This is a genomic window from Mesorhizobium sp. BH1-1-4, from assembly GCF_020165665.1.
Classification (GTDB): Bacteria; Pseudomonadota; Alphaproteobacteria; order Rhizobiales; family Rhizobiaceae; genus Mesorhizobium.
In genome coordinates, this window is the sequence record NZ_JAIUIN010000027.1 from 24,737 (window position 1) to 44,666 (window position 19,930).

At 64.2% G+C, this 19,930-nt stretch carries 25 protein-coding genes; 12 read left to right on the forward strand and 13 right to left on the reverse strand.

Annotated features, from left to right (window positions below; all coding sequences use genetic code 11):
• Positions 1-82 precede the first annotated feature (82 nt).
• From LB569_RS28210 to LB569_RS28220, 3 genes are all read left to right on the forward strand, one after another.
• On the forward strand, positions 83-529 hold the full coding sequence (locus tag LB569_RS28210) for a DUF1036 domain-containing protein (protein ID WP_411970260.1): 447 nt from the start codon (positions 83-85) through the stop codon (positions 527-529).
• Entirely contained in the window at positions 526-1,959 is a 1,434-nt protein-coding gene (gene pyk, locus LB569_RS28215; RefSeq protein WP_224537623.1) for a pyruvate kinase, read from the forward strand. Before LB569_RS28210 ends, pyk begins: the two co-directional genes overlap by 4 nt.
• Positions 1,960-2,172: 213 nt before the next feature.
• A complete protein-coding gene (locus LB569_RS28220; RefSeq protein ID WP_224694926.1) occupies positions 2,173-2,907 on the forward strand; it encodes a L,D-transpeptidase in 735 nt (244 codons plus the stop codon).
• A gap of 64 nt (positions 2,908-2,971) precedes the next feature.
• On the opposite strand, the gene LB569_RS28225 is transcribed toward LB569_RS28220, so the two are convergent.
• From LB569_RS28225 to ykgO, 3 genes are all read right to left on the reverse strand, one after another.
• Positions 2,972-4,039, reverse strand: coding sequence for an alpha/beta fold hydrolase (locus tag LB569_RS28225; RefSeq protein WP_224694927.1), 1,068 nt, complete (start codon positions 4,037-4,039; stop codon positions 2,972-2,974).
• A 112-nt stretch (positions 4,040-4,151) separates the two neighbouring features.
• Positions 4,152-4,799: a tetratricopeptide repeat protein gene (locus LB569_RS28230; RefSeq protein WP_224537629.1), complete on the reverse strand. Its 648-nt coding sequence runs from the start codon at positions 4,797-4,799 to the stop codon at positions 4,152-4,154.
• Between the two features lie 111 nt (positions 4,800-4,910).
• Positions 4,911-5,036, reverse strand: a complete 126-nt coding sequence (gene ykgO, locus LB569_RS28235) for a type B 50S ribosomal protein L36 (protein WP_006327841.1) — start codon at positions 5,034-5,036, stop codon at positions 4,911-4,913.
• 243 nt (positions 5,037-5,279) lie between these two features.
• Here ykgO and LB569_RS28240 point away from each other — a divergent pair, with 243 nt between their 5' ends.
• Positions 5,280-5,699 carry a lysozyme inhibitor LprI family protein gene (locus LB569_RS28240; protein ID WP_224694928.1) on the forward strand — a complete coding sequence of 140 codons (420 nt, stop codon included), beginning with the start codon at positions 5,280-5,282 and terminating at the stop codon, positions 5,697-5,699.
• Between the two features lie 11 nt (positions 5,700-5,710).
• Here the strand turns inward: LB569_RS28240 and LB569_RS28245 are convergent, their stop codons facing one another.
• The 6 genes from LB569_RS28245 to LB569_RS28270 all read right to left on the reverse strand — a co-directional run bounded on the left by LB569_RS28245 (position 5,711) and on the right by LB569_RS28270 (position 9,560).
• A complete protein-coding gene (locus LB569_RS28245; protein ID WP_224694929.1) occupies positions 5,711-6,787 on the reverse strand; it encodes a 5-(carboxyamino)imidazole ribonucleotide synthase in 1,077 nt (358 codons plus the stop codon).
• Positions 6,784-7,281 carry a 5-(carboxyamino)imidazole ribonucleotide mutase gene (gene purE, locus LB569_RS28250; RefSeq protein ID WP_140707925.1) on the reverse strand — a complete coding sequence of 166 codons (498 nt, stop codon included), beginning with the start codon at positions 7,279-7,281 and terminating at the stop codon, positions 6,784-6,786. The genes LB569_RS28245 and purE overlap by 4 nt, the downstream gene beginning before the upstream one ends.
• Positions 7,282-7,379: 98 nt before the next feature.
• The gene (locus tag LB569_RS28255) at positions 7,380-8,279 is read right to left on the reverse strand and encodes an anti-sigma factor family protein (RefSeq protein ID WP_224694930.1); all 900 of its coding nucleotides are present in this window, start codon (positions 8,277-8,279) and stop codon (positions 7,380-7,382) included.
• Positions 8,276-8,815, reverse strand: coding sequence for a sigma-70 family RNA polymerase sigma factor (locus LB569_RS28260; RefSeq protein WP_224694931.1), 540 nt, complete (start codon positions 8,813-8,815; stop codon positions 8,276-8,278). The genes LB569_RS28255 and LB569_RS28260 overlap by 4 nt, the downstream gene beginning before the upstream one ends.
• 46 nt (positions 8,816-8,861) lie before the next feature.
• Positions 8,862-9,062 (reverse strand): hypothetical protein, encoded by a 201-nt coding sequence (locus LB569_RS28265; RefSeq protein ID WP_224694932.1) that lies wholly within the window; start codon positions 9,060-9,062, stop codon positions 8,862-8,864.
• A 294-nt stretch (positions 9,063-9,356) separates the two neighbouring features.
• On the reverse strand, positions 9,357-9,560 hold the full coding sequence (locus tag LB569_RS28270; protein ID WP_140707933.1) for a YdcH family protein: 204 nt from the start codon (positions 9,558-9,560) through the stop codon (positions 9,357-9,359).
• 239 nt (positions 9,561-9,799) lie between these two features.
• Between LB569_RS28270 and LB569_RS28275 the strand changes: the two genes are divergently transcribed.
• The 5 genes from LB569_RS28275 to LB569_RS28295 all read left to right on the forward strand — a co-directional run bounded on the left by LB569_RS28275 (position 9,800) and on the right by LB569_RS28295 (position 13,812).
• Positions 9,800-9,979: a YdcH family protein gene (locus LB569_RS28275; RefSeq protein ID WP_127278461.1), complete on the forward strand. Its 180-nt coding sequence runs from the start codon at positions 9,800-9,802 to the stop codon at positions 9,977-9,979.
• Positions 9,980-10,309: 330 nt separating this feature from the next.
• A complete protein-coding gene (gene ispG / locus LB569_RS28280) occupies positions 10,310-11,563 on the forward strand; it encodes a flavodoxin-dependent (E)-4-hydroxy-3-methylbut-2-enyl-diphosphate synthase (protein WP_224694933.1) in 1,254 nt (417 codons plus the stop codon).
• A 5-nt stretch (positions 11,564-11,568) separates the two neighbouring features.
• Positions 11,569-12,423, forward strand: coding sequence for a lytic transglycosylase domain-containing protein (locus LB569_RS28285; RefSeq protein WP_224694934.1), 855 nt, complete (start codon positions 11,569-11,571; stop codon positions 12,421-12,423).
• A gap of 28 nt (positions 12,424-12,451) precedes the next feature.
• The gene (locus LB569_RS28290) at positions 12,452-13,003 is read left to right on the forward strand and encodes a phosphotransferase-like protein (RefSeq protein WP_224537648.1); all 552 of its coding nucleotides are present in this window, start codon (positions 12,452-12,454) and stop codon (positions 13,001-13,003) included.
• A 56-nt stretch (positions 13,004-13,059) separates the two neighbouring features.
• The gene (locus tag LB569_RS28295) at positions 13,060-13,812 is read left to right on the forward strand and encodes a Stf0 family sulfotransferase (RefSeq protein ID WP_224694955.1); all 753 of its coding nucleotides are present in this window, start codon (positions 13,060-13,062) and stop codon (positions 13,810-13,812) included.
• A gap of 7 nt (positions 13,813-13,819) precedes the next feature.
• Here the strand turns inward: LB569_RS28295 and LB569_RS28300 are convergent, their stop codons facing one another.
• Both LB569_RS28300 and LB569_RS28305 read right to left on the reverse strand, forming a co-directional pair.
• Positions 13,820-16,159, reverse strand: coding sequence for a response regulator (locus tag LB569_RS28300; protein WP_224694935.1), 2,340 nt, complete (start codon positions 16,157-16,159; stop codon positions 13,820-13,822).
• Between the two features lie 170 nt (positions 16,160-16,329).
• Positions 16,330-17,247, reverse strand: coding sequence for a polyprenyl synthetase family protein (locus tag LB569_RS28305; RefSeq protein ID WP_224694936.1), 918 nt, complete (start codon positions 17,245-17,247; stop codon positions 16,330-16,332).
• A 78-nt stretch (positions 17,248-17,325) separates the two neighbouring features.
• Here LB569_RS28305 and LB569_RS28310 point away from each other — a divergent pair, with 78 nt between their 5' ends.
• The 3 genes from LB569_RS28310 (at position 17,326) to LB569_RS28320 (ending at position 19,029) form a co-directional block, all read left to right on the forward strand.
• Complete coding sequence (locus LB569_RS28310; RefSeq protein ID WP_224537657.1) at positions 17,326-18,087, forward strand: transglycosylase domain-containing protein; 762 nt, start codon at positions 17,326-17,328, stop codon at positions 18,085-18,087.
• Between the two features lie 141 nt (positions 18,088-18,228).
• Positions 18,229-18,411 carry a 50S ribosomal protein L32 gene (gene rpmF, locus LB569_RS28315; protein WP_008834724.1) on the forward strand — a complete coding sequence of 61 codons (183 nt, stop codon included), beginning with the start codon at positions 18,229-18,231 and terminating at the stop codon, positions 18,409-18,411.
• A 216-nt stretch (positions 18,412-18,627) separates the two neighbouring features.
• Positions 18,628-19,029, forward strand: a complete 402-nt coding sequence (locus LB569_RS28320; RefSeq protein ID WP_140707948.1) for a hypothetical protein — start codon at positions 18,628-18,630, stop codon at positions 19,027-19,029.
• A 3-nt stretch (positions 19,030-19,032) separates the two neighbouring features.
• On the opposite strand, the gene LB569_RS28325 is transcribed toward LB569_RS28320, so the two are convergent.
• Positions 19,033-19,464 carry a GlcG/HbpS family heme-binding protein gene (locus LB569_RS28325; protein WP_224694937.1) on the reverse strand — a complete coding sequence of 144 codons (432 nt, stop codon included), beginning with the start codon at positions 19,462-19,464 and terminating at the stop codon, positions 19,033-19,035.
• A 166-nt stretch (positions 19,465-19,630) separates the two neighbouring features.
• Entirely contained in the window at positions 19,631-19,864 is a 234-nt protein-coding gene (locus LB569_RS28330; protein WP_135863133.1) for a hypothetical protein, read from the reverse strand.
• Positions 19,865-19,930: the final 66 nt, after the last annotated feature.

Consider the following 19,930-nt stretch of genomic DNA (forward strand, 5'->3'; position numbering starts at 1 on the left):
GCGCAGAGAGATGCTGATGTGGTTCTTCAGGGGTTTTGGGATGGGTTCCGTCGGCGGGCAGCGCGCGCGCCTTGCCTTTGCCATGCCGCTCCTGACGCTCGGCGTGGGCCTGTCCGCGATGGTGGCGGCCTCACCGGCGCGCGCCGATTTCCGCGTCTGCAACGCCACGCAAAACCTGGTCGGCGTCGGCATCGGCTACCGCGCCAAGGCCGGCTGGATCACCGAGGGCTGGTGGCACATCGAAGGATCGAGCTGCAAGACGTTGATCGAAGGGCCGCTGTCATCAAGGTTTTACTATCTTTATGCAGAAGACGCCGAGCGCGGTGGACGCTGGGACGGCCCGATCAACATGTGCGTGGCTGAAAAAGAGTTCAAGATCGCCGGCGTAAACGACTGCGTCGCCCGGGGCTTCCAGCGCGCCGGATTCCAGGAATATGACACGGGCGAGCAGGCAAGCTGGATGGTCCAGCTGACCGACGAGCCCGCAACGGGAGGCGCCCCAGCCGCCCCGGGAACGAATAGTCAATGAGACGTAGCCGCAAGGTCAAGATCCTAGCCACAATCGGTCCGGCTTCCTCGTCCGAGGAGATGCTGCAGAAGCTGTTCGAAGCCGGTGCGGATGTGTTCCGCATCAATATGAGCCATACCGATCATGAGCTGATGCGCACGCTGGTCGGCCGTATCCGGTCCGTCGAGGAAAAGGTCGGCCGGCCGATCGGCATCCTGGCCGACCTGCAAGGCCCGAAGCTGCGTGTCGGCAAGTTCGCCAATGGCAAGGAAGTGTTGACGCCGGGCCAGACGTTCACGCTCGACGACAATCCCGAGCCCGGCACGTCGACCAGGGTCTATCTGCCGCACCCCGAAATCCTGAGCTCGGTCGAAACAGGCCATCGCCTCCTGATCGACGATGGCAAGCTCGAACTGAAGGCGGTGAAGAGCGACGGCAAGTCGATCGTCTGCACCGTCATTGCCGGCACCACCATTTCCGACAAGAAGGGCGTCAGCCTGCCCGACACCGACCTGCCGGTCGGCGCGCTGACCGAGAAGGACCGCAAGGACCTCGACGCGGTGCTGGCGACGGGCGTCGACTGGGTCGCGCTATCCTTCGTGCAGCGGCCGGAGGATCTGGCCGAGGCGCGCAAGATCGCCCGCGGCCGGGCGCTGATCATGGCCAAGATCGAAAAGCCGCAGGCTGTGGCCCGGCTGGCCGAGATCATCGAACTGTCCGACGCGCTGATGGTCGCCCGCGGCGATCTCGGTGTCGAAATGCCGCTCGAAGCCGTGCCCGGCATCCAGAAGCAGATCACGCGCGCCGCGCGCCGCGCCGGCAAGCCGGTGGTGGTCGCCACGCAGATGCTGGAATCGATGATCACCGCCGCGGTGCCGACCCGCGCCGAGGTCTCCGACGTTTCGATCGCCGTCTTCGAGGGCGCGGACGCCATCATGCTGTCCGCGGAATCGGCGGCGGGCGCCTATCCGGTCGAAGCCGTGGCGATGATGAACCGCATCGCCGCCAAGGTCGAAACCGACCCGACCTATGCCGGCATCATCAACGCGCAGCGTTCCGAGCCGGAAGCAACGGGCGCCGACGCAATTTCGCTGGCCGCACGCGAGATCGCCGAGACGCTGAAACTGTCGGCGATCATCACCTACACGGCATCAGGCACGACAGGCCTGCGCGCCGCGCGCGAGCGGCCGCAAGTGCCGATCATCGCGCTGTCGCCGATCCTCAACACGGCGCGGCGGCTGTCACTTTTGTGGGGCACGCACTGTGTCGTCTCGCCCGATGCCACCGATCTCGACGACATGGTCAACCGCGCCTGCCGCATTGCGCTCGAAGAAGAATTCGGCAAGCCCGGCGATCGCGTCATCATCACCGCCGGTGTGCCGCTCAGGACGCCAGGATCGACCAACATGCTGCGCATCGCCTATGTGGGGTCGGAAACAGCCGGCCGGTAAGCCTTCCGAGGGAACACCGCACGAACCGACGTCACCTTTGGGCGACATGCATTGGCGCAGAGCCCACTGTGGCCACAGTGCAACAAAAGTCTGGACAATCATCGCCGCCCTTGTCTCGACACAGGGCTGCCGCGATCCACTCTACAAGACACGGTGAGGCGGCGCTAACGGCCGCTCACCCGCCTGAATTTCCTTCGCTTGAAAGTATATTGAATGTCATTTGCCGTTTCACGCCGGTCCCTGCTGACCGGGCTTTCGCTTATTGGCGTTTCGACCATCTCCGCCTGTGCCCAACTGCCAAGGCAGTCGATCAGCTTGGCGAGCACGCCTGCCCCGGTTCCGCTCGAACCGAAACCGGAAAAGGCGACCATCGACGCCGCCGCGCCTGAAACCGTAAGCCCGGCGTCGCCCGACTATGCGGGCATGTACAGTGCGGTCGAAGACGGCGGCCATGCGCTGCCGGCAATCCCGTTCGCCAAGGTCGACGGGCGGTTCCTGAGGCAGATCGTCGACGATCCGACAGGCGAAAAACCCGGCACGATCGTGGTCAATACGACCGACAAGCACCTTTACTGGGTGCTCGAAGGCGGCAAGGCCATGCGCTACGGCGTCGGACTGGGGCGCCAGGGCTATTCCTGGAAGGGCCGCGCGATCGTCCAGTGGAAACGCAAATGGCCGACCTGGACGCCGCCTTCGGCGATGATCCGCAGGGATCCGAAGCTGGAAAAATGGCGCCAGGGCATGCAGCCCGGCATCAGCAACCCGCTCGGGTCGCGTGCGCTCTACATCTTCAAGGACGGGGTCGATACGCTTTACCGGATCCATGGATCGCCGGACTGGAAATCGATCGGCAAATCCGCGTCATCCGGCTGCGTGCGCATGTTCAATCAGGACGTCATGGACCTCTACGCTCGGGTTCCCGGCAAGACGCCACTGCTGGTCATCTAGACTAGCGGCTGGCGACGTCTGCCGAGAAGGGCGCACGCGTCGGATGACTCCTGGATGACATCCGTCAAGTCGGCGCAAGCTCCGCTTCAGGTTCCTTGATGTCGGCGCATTTGCCCACGCCATAGGCGTCGCCCGATATCCGGGTCTCGACCGTCCTGGCCATCGCCTCAAGATCGATATCCTTGCCAGCGACTTTCTCGATGGCCCCGACGACGAGATCCGAGGCGATCCAGTCCGGCTTGTGGCCGAGATTGTGAACCCAGACAAGCTCGGCGCCCGCTATGTCGCGCACCAGGCCAACGGAATGGATATGCGCGTAGACGACCTTGTCCCTGTCGCCCGAAATGACCACGGTCGGCGCCGTGATCTCCTTGTAGTGGGGTGCCGCGCCAAGCGCATAGCGATAGAGCCGGGCGACGTCGGTGGCGTTGGCGCGAAAGGCCGATGGCCGCAGCACCAGCGGGATCGAGGCCGAGGCGAGATAATTGTCCGGCACTTTGTTGGGCGAGAAGACGCAGGTCGTGGCATCGGCCATCCGCAGCGATCCGGCCGGATAGGTCAGCGTTTCGGAAAACAGCCGGCCGATCACCGGAAGAGTGGTCACATCGTAGTACCAGGACGTCGCGCCGCCAGGCCAGGGATGGGTAGCCGGCGCCAGGAAGACGAGGCCGAGCGTCTTGTCGGCATGTTCGCGGCCGAAGGCCGCCGTCACCACGCCGCCGAAGGAATGGCCGACAATAATGGCCTTCTTGATGCCGAGATGGTCCATCAGCGCGGCGATGGTGTTGGCCTGTGCCGATGGATTTTCATTGTTGCCGGGACCGCGTCCCGACCAGCCGGCTCCCGGTCGGTCGAAGAACAGCATTTCGGCGCGACCTTCGAGCAACGGCCTGAGCGGCAGCATCTGGTCCTTCAGATTGGCGCTGGCGCCATGGATGAAGACGATCGGCGGCAGATCCGCATTGGCGGGCACGGGAACGTGGACATAGTGGATGCGGACACCGCCAATGTCGGCGAACACGCCGACCGGCGGACCGCGGCGCTCGACCAGCCATGAGCCGACGCGGGTCACGCCGACAAGGGTCAAGATGAGTGCGACGAGGAAAGCGAGGACGGCGTAGATCAGGTTCATGCGGGGATATACGGGGTGGAGGGGAGATAAGTTGTAGGGAGTAGGTTCCCTCGATACCTGCCCTACTCACTACTCACTACTCACTACTCACTACTGACTAATGCCTACGGCCTCAAATTCCCTCGCCGGCAAGCTCCTCCGACAGGGTCGCGACCTGGTTCTGGGCGCTGCGCATCATCGGATAGATGGCCAGCACCTTCTGCCAGGCCTCGAGCGCCGATTGCTTGTGACCGGTCTCCGCCATGATCTGGGCCAGGCCCGACAGCGCGCCGAAATGGCGTGGCTCGAGTTGCAGCGTGCGGTCAATGTCGGCCATCGACTTGCCGTAGTTCTTCATCATGAAATGCACGGTGGCGCGGCGGTTCCAGCCTTCGGCGTAGCTTGGCTGCAAGGTCACCACCTGGTCCAGGAAATCGAGCGCGACGTCGAACTTCTGATCGTTCATCGCCTTTTGCGACCACTGCATCATCAGGTCGATCGAGGCGCTGCCGGACCGGAACCATTCGGTCCAGATGCTGCCGGCAATGCGCTCGGCGGCCTTTTCGTTGCGTTCGCGCTTCAGGTCGGAGAAAAGCTTGTCGAGCCGGGCCTGTTTGGTCATCGGCGGGGCCGGGGCGTCCGGCGCCGCGGGCTGGGCATCGGAGGGGGCGGGCTGACCATCCGGCACCGCCGCCGCGATCGGCTGGTCACTGGCCCGCGTCGGCAGGGAAATGACGCCGGAAACGAGGAAAGTCGTCAAAAACGCAAAAAGAATCCGCATCGCCCGAGTTTAATCCCGGGCGGCGGAACATCAAAGTGATTTTAGCGTGAGAAGGTCGGCTGGCCGACAAGCATCAATGGGCGGAGGCGAAAAAGGCCTCCGGCCGAAAACTCAACCCTGGCGCGCCTTGTAGCGCGGGGCGGTCTTGTTGATGATGTAGACACGGCCCTTGCGGCGAACCAGCTGGTTGTCGCGGTGACGCGCCTTCAACGCCTTGAGCGAATTCTTGATCTTCATGGTCTTGCCTGTCGGTGTGGACCCGGTTCCGGGTCGAAATTTTAAGGCGCGCCAGAAGACGCGCCTTTTGAACGGTGGGTGGCTCATAAACGAGGAGCCTTGCCCATGTCAACCGTAAGTCAACGGCAAGCGTGCACCGCGCCCCCTATATCATCAAATATCCGCCAAGTCGGCCCCGTGGCATTGCATGGCCATGGGCGGGCTGGGATGATGCCGCGACCATCAACTGATTTGGGGACAAAGATGGGCCGAATTTTCCTGTTCGCCGGTCTCGCCGTCCTGGCGGCAGGGGCGGCTGCACGCGCGCAGGAATGCGACCGCTCCGACGACAGCCAGCAAATGATGAACATCTGTGCCGGCGAGGACTATCAGGCCGCCGACGCGAGGCTCAACAAGGCCTATCAGGACCTGATCGGCTCCGATGACGCCGATGCCAAGAGATTGCTGCAGGCGGCGCAGCGGGCCTGGATCGCCTTCCGCGACGCCGAATGCGCCCATACCACCGCCGCCAGCCAGGGCGGTTCCATCCATGCGATGGCGGTGTCGCAATGCCTGACCAGGTTGACCAATGATCGTATCAAGCAACTCGCCGCCTCGGCCAATTGCGAGGAAGGCGATGTGAGTTGCGCCAGTCCCGGCGAGGACAGCGACGAGGTGCAATAGGTGTTCGCGAATTAAGTGCGCGAGCCGATGCGGGTGAAATGGCCCATCTTGCGGCCGGGCCGCGACTCGGCCTTGCCGTAGAGATGCAGCATCAGGTCGGGCTCGGCGAGCAGGGCCGGTACGCGCAGCACATCGTCGCCGATCAGGTTCTCCATCACGCAGTCGGAATGGCGGTCGGGGCTGCCGAGCGGCAGGCCGACAATGGCGCGGATATGTTGCTCGAACTGCGAAACGACGCAGGCGGCTTCCGTCCAGTGGCCGGAATTGTGGACGCGGGGCGCGATCTCGTTGGCCAGCAGCGAACCGTCAGCCAGCACGAAGAACTCGACACCGATGACGCCGACATAGTCGAGCGCGGACAGGATTTTCGTCGCCGCGTCCTTCGCGGCGCGCGCGGTCGCGGGCGCGACAGCGGCCGGCAAGGTCGAGGTGTGCAGAATGCCGTCGCGGTGCACATTCTCGGCCGGATCGTAAGCAGCGACCGCACCATCGATCCCGCGCGCGGCGATGACGGAAATCTCGCGCTCGAACGGCACCAAGCTCTCCAGGATCAGCGGCACGCTGCCCATCGCCTCGCAGGTCCCGGCGAAGCCACCGGCTTCCATGTTGCGGAAGACGCGCTGGCCCTTGCCGTCATAGCCCATGCGCCGCGTCTTCAGGATGCCGCTGCCGCTGAAGGCCTTGAGCGCCGTTGTCAACTCGTCGTCCGTGTCGACCGGTCGGAAATCGGCGGTGGCGATGCCGATGCCGTTGAGGAATGTCTTCTCGCTCACCCGGTCCTGCGTCACGTCGAGCGCACGCGCTGGCGGATAGACCTGCACTTTGGCGGCAAGCGCGGTTGCGGCGGTTACCGGCACGTTCTCGAACTCGTAGGTGACGACGGCGCTGGCCGCCGCCAGTTCGGCAAGTGCTGCCGGATCGTCATAGGCGGCCGTAATCTGCCGGTTGGCCACCTGGGCGGCCGGGCAATCCTGCTGCGGCTCCAGCACGACAGTGCGGTAGCCGAGGCGGGCGGCCGCCATCGCCAGCATGCGGCCGAGCTGGCCGCCGCCAATGATGCCGATCGTCGATCCGGTGGGCAGGCTCACGGCGTGTCCGTCGGTTCGGCGGCGACCTTGGCGGTCTGCGAAGCGCGCCAGGCGTCGAGCCGCTGGGCCAGCTTGTCGTCATTGAGCGCCAATACGGCGGCGGCAAGAAGCGCAGCGTTGGCCGCGCCGGCCTTGCCGATGGCGAGCGTGCCGACAGGAATGCCGGCCGGCATCTGGACGATCGACAGCAGCGAATCCTGGCCCGACAGCGCTTTCGATTCCACCGGCACGCCGAACACCGGCAGCGGCGTCATCGCCGCTGTCATGCCGGGCAGATGGGCGGCGCCGCCGGCGCCGGCGATGATCACCTTGTAGCCGGCCGCCTTGGCGCCCTTGGCGAACTCATAGAGCCGGTCGGGCGTGCGGTGCGCCGAAATGATCAACCGTCTGTGGGGGACACCAAGCGCCTCAAGCGTCTCCGCTGCCTGGCGCATGGTCGCCCAGTCGGATTGACTGCCCATGATGATGGCGACGTCGGCGCGTTGATCGTTCAAGCCTTTGCTCCCCGGCGACAAAGGCGCGCCTTAGCGGAATTCGCGCGGGGCCGCAAGGATTTCAGGCCATCGGCGAGATGCCGGCGGCCGCATCCAGCTCATACCGCCGCCTTGCGGAAGCGGGCGACGAAGTCGTCGAGCTCGGGCCGCTCCATGTCCGAAATCGCCCAGTAGGAGAAGGCGCCGTCGCTCCAGTGCACCATCGAGAAGCCACCGGAGGAAACGTCATCGGGCTGGGTGGCCTTGCCGCCCTGCCGCGGCTCGGCGACCAGGGTGATCAGGTGCTCGCGATGGCGGTAGACCAGCGCCGGTACCGGCCGGCCCGAGATCACCTCGACCCGGCCGCCGATCAGCGCGAAGCCGTCCTGTGCGAGATCGGGTGCCGGCGGCGAGACGCCGATCCTGGCGTCGAGCCACGGCTTGACCGTATGGCGGTCGGAGGAAACGATGTCGATCGGGCTCGCGGCAAGCAGGCTGCGTCGATGGCCGCTGGCGACGGCCGCGGCAAAGCCATCGTCCACGCCGCTCTGCATCACCCATTGCGTCGCCCCGCTGGCCAGCACGGCGCTGATCATGATCGACGCGGCCATGGCGCGCCAGTCGAACGAGCCGAAGCGGCGCGCCCTTGGCGAAGGCCGCACCTGCGAAGGACGCGTCCCCGCTTCCCGTCTCTGGCCCGGGCCGGCACCCGCGATCAATCCCGGCAGCGCCGACTGCGTGCCCCGCTGCGGCTCCTCGTCCCGCGCCTGCGTGGCCGGCGCGCCGATTGCCGCGATGCGGGCCAGAAAGGCGTCGCCGACGTCCGGGCGCGGCAAGCGGCTGACCGCGCCGCGCAAGGCAAGGATGCGGGCATGCTCGGCGGCAAGCCGGGGGTCGGCGGCGATGCGACGCTCCACCGCAAGGGCGGCCGCCGCATCGAGTTCGCCATCGACAAGGGCGTGGATCATCAGTCCGATACCTTCGGGGTCATTGGGCAGTCCGTCGTCATGGCCGGTCATGGCGCTCTCCCCAGTTCAGAGGCCAGCAGGCCGCGGGCGCGGGCAAGCCTGGACATCACCGTGCCCATCGGCACGTCGAGCATGACCGCTATCTCGCGATAGCTGAGGCCGTTGATGTCGCGCAGCACCAGAGTTTCGCGAAACGGGCGCGGCAGGGCAGCGATCGCAGCCTCGACGGCGGCCGTATCGGCCCTGGCGATCAGGCTCGCCTCCGGGCCGTCCTCGTCCGGCAGGCTGGTGCCATGGGCGGCCGCCATGTCGTCGAGATCGCCGAGATCGCCAACGGCCATCATGCCGCGCGGCCGGTTGCGCGCCATCCAGGTGTAGGAGGCGTTGCGCACGATGGTCAGCAGCCAGGCCCGCGCATTGCCGCCGGCATAGCCTGGCATGCCGGCATGGGCCTTGATGCAGGCGTCCTGCACGACGTCCTCGGCATCGGTGGCATTGCCGGTCAGCCAGCGGGCCAGCGCCAGCGCGTCGCCGAGATGCGGCAGCACCACCTCGTTGAAGCGCTCTGCCAAAGCCTTTTCGTTCAAAATAGCACCATGATCCGGCACTCCTGAAAGGATTGGCCGTGCCGTCTCACGAGGCGATGGCGACCTTGCCTTGCCCATGGGGACAAAGTCCCCCGAAGCAGGCAAAGGCGCCTGCCTTGCTGAAAGTGAATTCATCCGCGTCACCAGTGTCAAGCGTCACGGAGAAGAGGCTGCCGATCCTGCTCGCCAGCGCACGGTCACGGCCTGTACCGCAGCCATGATCGCTGTGCTCGCAATGACAGGGCATGCCGAACTCCTCAACGCCGGAAGTGGCGCCTGTACAGGAGACTTGTCGCAGGGCCGGTTTATTCCCGCCGCGCCTAAAATCGGCTGTTCACAGTCGCGTGATCTCCGTGCCCTTTGGGGTTGCCAGTCCGCCAGCGTTCAATCCGGCTCGCACACGGCCGGAAGATCCTTGCTGATGGCGGTCGCGGACATGATCGTTGCACGTGAATATGCCGATGATGACGGCGGGCGAGCCGGATCGAGTTGCTCAAGACGGAAGGGTATTGAGCCCGAATGGCGACGGGCCAGATCGGGCTCAGGCGATGATATCTGGAATGATCCTGTCTTCCAGCTTCATCAGCCGGTCCTTGAGGGCCAGCTTCTTCTTTTTCATCCGCTGGATCTGCAGCGGGTCGCAGTTAGTGGCGATCATCGCGTTGATCGCGGCATCGAAATCGGCGTGTTCCTGCTTCAGCCGGGAAAATTCGAGGCGAGTATCGGCCTGTTCCTGATCGGACATTCTCTACCGTCTGCACGTCTGCGGCGCCCAAAACTGGGCCTGATTGGGCGGGGGCGGCAATTTCTGCCACCGGCTTGCAGCCCTTATCACATTTCACATTGTCGTGGAATGCTACCACGCAGCATTCGACATCGCTGTCCGATGGTGGCACACTGTCATTGTGCCGTCACAGATACGACCTGCGGTGGACGTGCCTTTGACGGCTGCAATCGAGGAAACCATGAAAGGGAGAACCAATCATGTCTCTTGCATCCCATCTTGATGAGTTGCAGCGGAAACACGGCGACATCGAACGCGAAATCGATGACGCGATGAACCACCCGTCGGTGGACGACCTCGAAATCGTGAATCTCAAGCGACGCAAGCTGGCACTCAAGGATGCGATTGAGAAACTGAGGGCGCAACCAACCACGCATTGATCCTCACCTGATATAGCCGCTCACCACTGGCGGTCTTCCTTGCCGGCGGCGCCAGCCGCCGGTGCAGTGGTTTTAATTTCAGCGATCCCACAAGCCGGAACTAATATTCGTCAGGCCCGATATGACCGGCCACCGCCGGGTCGTGCGCCGTTTCAGGGTCCTAGCCGGCACCAATTGCTGCCAGTGGCGACCTGTCGCCATTGACAAGCCATCTTTGCTCCTCCACCTCATGCCCGGACTTCAGCGCATCGGACCCGGCTTATGCGTCCAGGCGGACGCACGGGCTTCAGAGAGACGCATAGCGCTCCAGAGACACAAAAGGCTGCCGGCATGACCGGGTATTTTTCCTTTCCCTTCCCCCGCCGCACTTCGGTCGGCGTCGATGTCGGCGGCGTGGTCGTCGGCGGCGGCGCGCCGGTCGTCGTGCAATCGATGACCAATACCGACACCGCCGATGTCGACCAGACGGTCGCGCAGGTGGCGGCGCTGCACCGCGCCGGCTCGGAGATCGTGCGCATCACCGTCGACCGCGACGAGAGTGCCGCCGCGGTTCCGCGCATCCATGAGCGGCTGCAGCGGCTCGGTATCAACGTGCCGCTGGTCGGCGATTTCCATTATATCGGCCACAAGCTGCTGGCCGATCATCCGGCTTGCGCCGAGGCGCTGGCCAAGTACCGTATCAACCCCGGCAATGTCGGCTTCAAGGACAAGAAAGACCGGCAGTTCACCGACATCGTCGAAATGGCGATCAAACATGACAAGCCGGTGCGCATCGGCGTCAACTGGGGTTCGCTCGACCAGGAATTGTTGACGCGGCTGATGGACGACAACCAGGACAAGGGTTTCCCGCTGACGGCGCAGGAGGTGACTCGCGAGGCGATCGTGCAGTCGGCGATCCTGTCGGCGGAGATGGCCGAAGAGATCGGCCTGGGCCGTGAAAAAATCATCCTCTCGGCCAAGGTCAGCGGCGTGCAGGACCTGATCGCCGTCTATGCCGAACTCGCCACCCGCTCCAACCATGCGCTGCATCTCGGCCTCACCGAAGCCGGCATGGGCTCGAAAGGCATCGTCGCTTCTTCCGCCGCCATGGGCATCCTCCTGCAGCAAGGCATCGGCGATACCATTCGCATCTCGCTGACGCCGGAGCCCAATGGCGACCGCACCCGCGAGGTGCAGGTGTCGCAGGAGTTGCTGCAGACGATGGGCTTCCGGCAGTTCGTGCCGATCGTCGCCGCTTGCCCCGGCTGCGGCCGCACCACCTCCACCGTGTTCCAGGAACTGGCGCAGAACATCCAGGCGGATCTGCGCAAGAACATGCCGGTGTGGCGTGAGAAATATCCGGGCGTCGAGAGCCTCAAGGTCGCGGTGATGGGCTGCATCGTCAACGGCCCGGGTGAATCCAAGCATGCCGATATCGGCATTTCGCTGCCCGGCACCGGCGAGACGCCGACCGCACCGGTCTTCGTCGACGGCAAGAAAGCGGCGACGCTGCGCGGACCGTCGATCGCGGCGGATTTCGAGAAAATGGTCGCCGACTACATTGACCAACGGTTCGGTCAGGGCGGCAAGGCCGCGGCAGAGTAGGCCAGATGCAGCGTTTCCCGTGGGTGGCGCTGACCCTGCTCTGTGGGTTGGTTTGGTCGACACTCGGTCAGGCCGATCCGCCGCAATCGGCCAAGCAGAGGCTGATCGACAAGGTCTGCAACCTGATCCAGGCCAATGCCGACCAGAACAGTCTTCCCAGGGAATTCTTCGCCCGCCTGATCTGGAAGGAGAGCCGTTTCGATCCCAATGCAGTGAGCCCCGTCGGCGCCGAAGGCATCGCCCAGTTCATGCCGGGTACCGCCAAGATGCGGGGGCTCGAAAATTCCTTCGACATCAACCAGGCGATCCCGGCGTCGGCTCGATATCTGGCCGAGATGAAGGCCGGTTATGGCAATCTCGGTCTGGCGGCCGCTGCCTACAATGCCGGCGAGAGCCGGGTGTCGCGCTGGCTGAATTCTGGTGGCTTCCTGCCGATGGAGACGGAAAGCTATGTCTTCGACGTGATGGGCGAGCCGGTCGACAAGTTCACCGACCGGGCCTATGCCGGTAAAGTCGAACCACTCGATGCCAAGCTGGATTTCGCGACTGCCTGCCGCAAGCTGCCGGTGATCATGTCGAAGACCGTGGCGATGGCCTCGATCAACATCAAGCCATGGGGCGTCCAGGTGGCGGGCAATTTCCGCCGCAGTGCCGCGATCAGCCAGTGGCTCAGGGTGCGGAGCCGGTTTCCGGCATTGCTCAGCGGTCACGATCCGGTGGTCAGCCGGGTGCGCACGCCGATCGGCCGGCGCGGCATCTACGCCGTCAGGATCGGAATCGACGACCGCGCCGCCGCCAATGTCATCTGTCAGAAGCTGCAAAGCGTCGGCGGCGCCTGCGTGGTGGTGCGGAACCGGTAGCCGGCTCATGTCCGAAAGAGGCCTTACCATGAGAGCCAGGATCGTTCTGCTCAACGGCGTCGGCAGTGCTGGTAAGTCTTCGACAGCCAAGGCATTGCAGGGGATAACCACCGAGCCGTTTCTGCATGTTCAGATGGACAGCTTTCTCGAGATGCTGCCCGACGCCTTGCAGGACCATGCCGACGGCCTTGCCTACGAAACCGTTCGGCAGGACGGCAAGCCTTCGGTCGTCATCAGGACTGGGCCGGTGGGCGAGAAAACCCTGCGCGGCATGCGCCATGCCGTTGCGGCCATGGCTGGGCAGGGCAACAATCTTATTGTCGATGACGTGCTCTGCAATGGCGAAATACAGGAATATATCGACCTGCTGTCGGATTTCGACCTGCATCTGGTCGGCGTCATGGCGCCCCTCAATGTGCTCGAGGCGCGCGAAGCGCTGCGAGCCGACAGGCTGCCGGGGCTGGCGCGCTGGCAGTTCGAACGCGTGCACGAGGGGATACGCTACGATCTCGAAGTCGACACCAGTGTGCATTCTCCATTGGAATGCGCCCGTCGCATCCAGCAACGATTTCAATTATAGGCGGTGGCGGACTGGCCGGGGTCGCCCTGCCTGCGATGAACGACAAGGGCAACGGGATGTTCGAGGCATACATTATCTGCGGCACGCCGAGAACCGGCAGCACTTTGCTGTGCAAGCTGCTGGAATCCACCGGTAGATCAGGCGCTCCTCACTCCTTCTATCGGCGACAGGACGTGGCCGAATGGGCCGAGGAATGGAAGCTGCCCGGTCGCGATACGATAGGCGAGCGTGAATTCAATATTGCCTATCTCGAAGCCGCGATCGCCGCCGGCAAGGGCGGGACAGATGTCTTCGGCCTGCGACTGATGCGCGAAAACCTGGGTGAGCTGTCGGCGATTTTCGACCAAGTCTATCCCGGGCTTGCGTCAGACACAGCGCGTTTCGAAAGAGCCTTTGGCCGCGTTCTCTACATACACCTTTCGCGCGAGAACAAGCTCGCGCAGGCTGTCTCGCTGATCAAGGCACAGCAGACCGGTCTTTGGCACATTGCGCCTGACGGCACCGAGATCGAAAGGGTCGGGCCGGCACAGGAACCCCAATATGATTTCGAGCGGATCAAAGGTGAGCTTGCCGAGCTCGAAGCCTATGACGCGGCCTGGAACACCTGGTTCGCGGCGCAAGGCCTGACCCCGCTGCGGATTGGCTATGAGCGACTCTCGGCCGACCCGGCAGCGGCATTGCTCGGCATCTGCGAGGCTCTCGGCGTTCAAACGCCTGATGCCGAGGCGGTGCGGCCAGGTGTCGCGAAACTTGCCGACGAGACAACTCTCGACTGGATGCGCCGCTATCGTCTGGAGGCCGCTGGCTAAGGGATGGCTAAGCCGTCTTCGCCACCACCGTCTCGCTGAGCCAGGTGCCGATTTTCGTCCCCAGGCGATCGGGCGAAACCGGCTTCGGCAGATAGTCGTCCATGCCGGCCTCGATGCACTTGTCGCGGTCGCCCTTCAGCGCATGCGCGGTGACGCCGATGATCGGGATGTGGCCGCCCGACGAAGCCTCGATCGCCCGGATGGCGCGTGTCGCCTCGTAGCCGTTCATTTCCGGCATCGAGACGTCCATCAGAATCAGCCTCGGATGCAGCGAGCGGTACATCTCGACCGCGGTGCGGCCATTGCCGGCGATGCGGTAGCTCAGGCCGAGTCCGTTGAGGATCTGGCCGAACACCATCTGGTTCACGTCATTGTCCTCGGCGATCAGGATGTCGATCGGGCTGTTCGGCGCGGCGGCCGATTCCGGCGCCGCGGCAACCGGCAGCGCCGGACCGCGGATGACGGTGAAGGCAGGTGCCGGCGGCTGGGGGGATGACTGGACCGGTTCGCGAATGAACTGCGCCTTGCCGACCTGCGAGCGTGCCTTCTGGATGACCGAGATGACCGTGCCGAGCAGGACAGCGGAGCGCGCCGGCTTGGTCAGGTGCGCTGCAATGCCGAAGTCGATGATCATCTTGCCGAAATCGACCTGGTCGACCGAGGTCAGGATGACGATCGGGATGGCCGACAGCCGGCTGTCGGCGGCGATGGCGCGGGCGACATCGGCGCCGTTCATGCCGGGCATCTGATAGTCGAGGATGATGCAGTCGACGCTGGCGCCGAGTTGGCAGGCGCGATCGAGGAAGGCGAGCCCCACCGCACCGCTTTCGGCGGCGGCGCAGTCGAAGCTCCAGCTTCTGAGCTGTTCGAGCAGGATCTCGCGGTTGACCGGATTGTCGTCGATGACAAGCACACGCGCGCCGGTGACATCCACCGGCACGATCGCGTCGCGCGCCTCGGCGCGGTGGACGGGCAGCGGCACGGCGAACCAGAAGACGGAGCCGCGGCCGATCTCGCTCTCGACGCCGATCTTGCCGGCCATCAGGTCGACGAGACGGGCGGCGATGGCGAGCCCGAGGCCGGTGCCTTCGTGACGGCGGGTCGAGGAGCCGTCGACCTGAGCGAATTTCTCGAACACGTTCTGCAGTTTCTCGGCCGGGATGCCGATGCCGGTGTCCTCGACGCGCAGCTTGAGCTGGACGACGTCGTTGACGGTCTCGCCGCCGACATCGATCAGCACATGGCCTTTCTCGGTGAACTTCACCGCATTGCCGACCAGATTGGTGACGATCTGCCGGAAGCGGCCGGCGTCGCCGACGACATAGGCCGGCAGGCGCGGGTCGACCCGCACGATCAGCTCAAGGTTCTTTTCGGCAACGCGCGCCGAGACCAGCGTCGCCACGTCCTCGACCGCTTCGGAGAGACGGAAAGGAGCAGGGTCGAGCGTCAGCTGCCCGGCGTTGATCTTCGAGAAATCGAGGATGTCGTTGATGATGGTGAGCAGCGCGTTGCCGGATTTGACGATGACGTCGGTGAAGGTCTTCTGGCGTGGGGTCAGCTCGGTCTTGGCCAGCAATTCGGCCATGCCGAGCACGCCGTTCATCGGCGTGCGGATCTCGTGGCTCATATTGGCCAGGAATTCCGACTTGGCGCGGTCGGCCGCCTCGGCCTTGAACAAGGATTCGGCCGACTGGGCAAAGGCGCGGCGGATCGCCTGCTCCATCGGTCGGAAGATCCAGAAGGCGACGATGGCGAGCACGGCGAACAAAAGGCCGCTCGCCCACAAAAGCAGCCGGTCGCTGGAGGCGTCCGCCAGATGGCGTTCGTCGTCCATCGCGGTGCGGACACGCACCAACATGGGCTGAACGAACAGGTCGTTCTGGTTGCGGATTTCGCGAGAACTCCATTCGTCGGTCTTTTGCGCCACCGACATCAGGTTGAAGTTGCGAACCATGTCACGCGGCGACCAGAACAGATCGCCATTGACGGAGGCAGCCGCGAGCTCGTTGATGGTCTTGGCCGACAGACGCGGTCGGATCGCGGCGAGCTGGGCGGTCAGGGTCTCGATCTCGCCGGTCAGACGCTCGGAATGGTCACGCGCCGAGGCTGTCAGCGCATCGCGCGTCTCGACCCGCCAGGCGGAACTGGTTGTCTCGGCGAAGCTGGTGGCGTTGCGCAGGTCGCGAGTAAAGACGACGAGATTGCTGCTCAGCGCATCGATTTCATGGCGCAAGGAATTGACGCGGTTGAGCGCAACCATGATGGCGGCTGAAGCCAGCGCGAAAACCAACAATCCGGAGAGATAACGTATCCGGACGGACCGGATGAAGGAAGAATATTCCGGCATGCGCAACCCCAACACATACGCATTATTTTAATGGTCGGGATTACGCTTCATTTACATTAAGATTTCGTTGGCGCACCGCAGGTCAATGCATGCCCTGGCGGGTCGCGGCGGATCGGATCGATACGGTGACGCCGAGCGGTCGACCATGGGCAACCGATATGGGCCTGTCGTCAGCTGTTGCGGGTTGCCACGAAAGTCGCGGCGGCCTTGAGCAGTACCGCCTTTTCGCCATAGGGTTCGAGCAGCGCGTGCGCCTGGCCGACGAGACCGTCGAGCTGCTTGCGTGCCCAATCCGCGCCGTGCAGCGCCACCAGCGTTCCCTTGCCGGCGGCGGCATCCTTGCCGGTCGCCTTGCCCATCTGCCTGGCGTCGGCCGTCAAGTCCAGCAGGTCGTCGGCGAGCTGGAAGGCAAGGCCGATCGCCGAACCGAATTCGCCCAGCCGCTCGCGGTCTTCCGATTGTGTGCCGGCGATGATTGCGCCCGCCTCGCAGGCGAAGCGGATCAGTGCGCCGGTCTTCATCGCCTGCAGCGTTATGATGCCAGCCTCGTCCGGCCGCGCCTGCTCGGCTTCGAGATCGAGCTTCTGGCCGCCGACCATGCCGCCGGCGCCGGCGGCGCGGGCCAGCGCCAGCACAAGGGCTGCCCGCCGCTCCGCCGGCAGAACGGTCACCTCGTCGGCGATAATGTCGAAGGCGAGCGTCAGCAGCGCGTCCCCGGCAAGAATCGCGGTGGCCTCGTCGAAGGCCCTATGCACGGTCGGCTGGCCGCGGCGCAAATCATCGTCGTCCATCGCCGGCAGGTCGTCATGGATCAGCGAATAGCAATGCACGCATTCGAGCGCGGCCGCGACGCGCAGCGCCGCCTCGCCATCGGCCGAAAACAGCGCCGCACTCTCCATGACCAGGAAGGGGCGCAGGCGCTTGCCGCCGTTCAGCACGCCGTGGCGCATCGCCGCCATCAGACGATCGGGCCGTACGATCTCTCCCGGAAGCGGACGGTCGTCGAGCAACCGACGCAGCATCACCTCGACGGCCGCGGCCCGTCTGATGAGCGCCATTTCGAACGCCATTTCGTCGTCATTCGTCATGGCCGGGACCGGTAGCCGACACTCAGACGTTGCGCAAGAAGGCAAGCGCCATTATGCCGGAGCAAGGAGAGGCACGGGTTGGGCGGCTTGGCGGAACCGATCGTCGATCATGAAACCGAAAAGCTGGACATGGCGACGAGATCGCGAGGCGTGAACCGCCGCGGTCTCAAGCGCTGGGTCCGGCGCGGCATCGTCGTGGCCGCCGTGCTGGCGCTTGTCCCGGTGGTGCTGACCTTTCTCTACCTGCCGTCCTTCGTGCATCCGGTGTCGACGCTGATGCTGAAGGATCTGGCGACCTTCTCCGGCTACGACCGGCGCTGGGTGTCGATCGACGATGTGGCGCCGGTGCTGGCCAATTCGGTCATCATGTCGGAGGACGGGCAGTTCTGCTTCCACCGCGGTGTCGATCTCGGCGAACTCAGGGGCGTCGTCGACGATGCGCTGGCCGGCGAGGCGACGCGCGGCGCCTCGACCATCACCATGCAGACGGTGAAGAACCTCTTCCTCTGGTCGCGGCCGCTGGGCAGCGTGCGCAAGGTCGTCGAACTGCCGCTGGCCGTCTATTTCGACGCGGTGATGTCGAAACGGCGCATCATGGAAATCTATCTCAACATTGCCGAGTGGGGACCGGGCATCTACGGCATCGAGGCGGCGGCCCAGCACCATTTCGGCATTCCGGCAAAGCAGTTGTCCAGACGGCAGGCGGCGCTTCTCGCCGTCACGCTGCCCAATCCGATCGCCCGCAATCCGGCAAAACCCGGGCCCGGCCTCAGACGGCTCGCCAATTTGATCGAACGGCGCGCCGGCCGGTCAGGCGCCTATGTCGGCTGTCTCGACTAGCCGGTACAAAAAAGATTCACCGCAGCGCTGGCCAAAACGGTGTCAGGCGTGTATAGGCACCCGACTTTCTCAGATTTAGGCCCCGACATGGCCCTTTCACGAGGGCGGGCGGGGCTTTTGACCATGTAGTGGAGCATATCCATGGCCGTTCCGAAACGCAAAACCTCTCCGTCCAAGCGCGGCATGCGCCGCTCGGCCGACGCCCTCAAGGCCCCGACCTATGTCGAGGACAAGAATTCCGGCGAAATGCGCCGCCCGCACCACATCGACCTGAAGACCGGCATGTATCGCGGTCGCCAGGTGCTGACGCCCAAGGAAAGCTGAGACCAGCTCTCCCCGAGCGACTGAGTTGCAAAAGACCGGCCTTTGGCCGGTCTTTTTGCGTTCGGCGGCAGCGCGCGGGCAGGCTGCTTTGCTCCGCACCCGGCTGACATGGTTGTTGCATCCGGTCTTCGACCGTGTTTGCGGCCACGCACGAAAAATCTTGACGCCGTGCCCGTGGCGTCTTTTACAGAGGGTGCCCCCATATGGAGACGCCAGATGTTCGGTGCCGTCCCGCTTTTGATCGTGCCTTTCGTGCTCTACAATCTCGGCCTGCTTGGAATATTCGGCGGCGGCGACGATCCATGGGCGAGCGAGATCTTCTCGTTCAGGATGATGTCGGGCGGGGTGTTCTCGATGACGCTCGGCGATCTGATCGTGCTGATCGGGCTCATCTTCCTGTTCCTTGAGATGGTGAAGTCGGCGCGCACGACGAGCGCCTCGATCATGGATCATCTCCTGTCGACGCTGGTCTTCGTCGCTTTCCTGGTCGAGTTCCTGCTGGTGAAGGGTGCCGCGCACTCCATCTTCTTCACGCTGACGATCATCGCGCTGTTCGACGTGCTGGCGGGATTCGCGGTATCGATGCGGTCGGCCAGTCGCGACATCAATTTAAACTGAGGTTCAGCCCGGATCGGCGGTGAAACCGGCGGCTTCGATGCCGGCGATCGCGGCCGCCTCGTCATTGTCGGACGTGTCGCCGGAAATGCCGACGGCGCCGATGACGGAGCCGGCCTTGTCGCGGATCAACACGCCGCCGACGACCGGCAGCACGCGGCCCCCCGACACGTCGGAAATGCCGGCAACCAGATGCGGGCGCTCCTTGGCGAAGGTCTCGACCTTGCGCGAGCCCATGCCGATGGCCAGCGCGCCATAGGCCTTACCGGCCGACATTTGCGGGCGCAGGAACGAAGCGCCGTCCTGGCGCTGGAAGGCGACCAGATGTCCGCCGGCGTCGAGCACCGAGACGCCGAGCGGCTTGAGCTTGAGATCGGCGCCCCTGGTGAAGGCTGCATTGATGATCTCGATGGCTTTTTCGAGCGACAGCGCGGTCATGGCAATCTCCTGTTGAACAGCCCGATCATGGGCTGTCGGCCTGATAAGGCTATCCCGGTTTCGGTTGAAATTGCTTCCTGTGAAGCAGCGGGACGAAGGCGCGCCTGTCGGATGGCGTCACGATCGTTCGATTGAGGGTGAGGAAAATTGCCGGAGAGGTGGGGCGTTACTTTTTCTTGGCGCGGGCCGGCTTCTTGGCAGGCGCGGCAGGCGTGTTGGCCAGATCTTCGGCTTCCTTGGCGAGCCGCAGCGCCCGCAGCTTGTCGGTCTTGGCCTTGCGGGCGTCGCTCTCCGCGACATATTCGGCCATGGCTTTTTGACGAACCGTAGCCGCCTCTTCCTGCTTCTTGAAGCGCAGATCGGCACGCGCGCGGGCAGTGTCCCTAGAGTTCTCAACCAAGAGTCTATCCAATCCCGTCAAGTGTGATTTTGGCCCCTTGTAGCAGAGCCGGCCTTTCAACGGGGA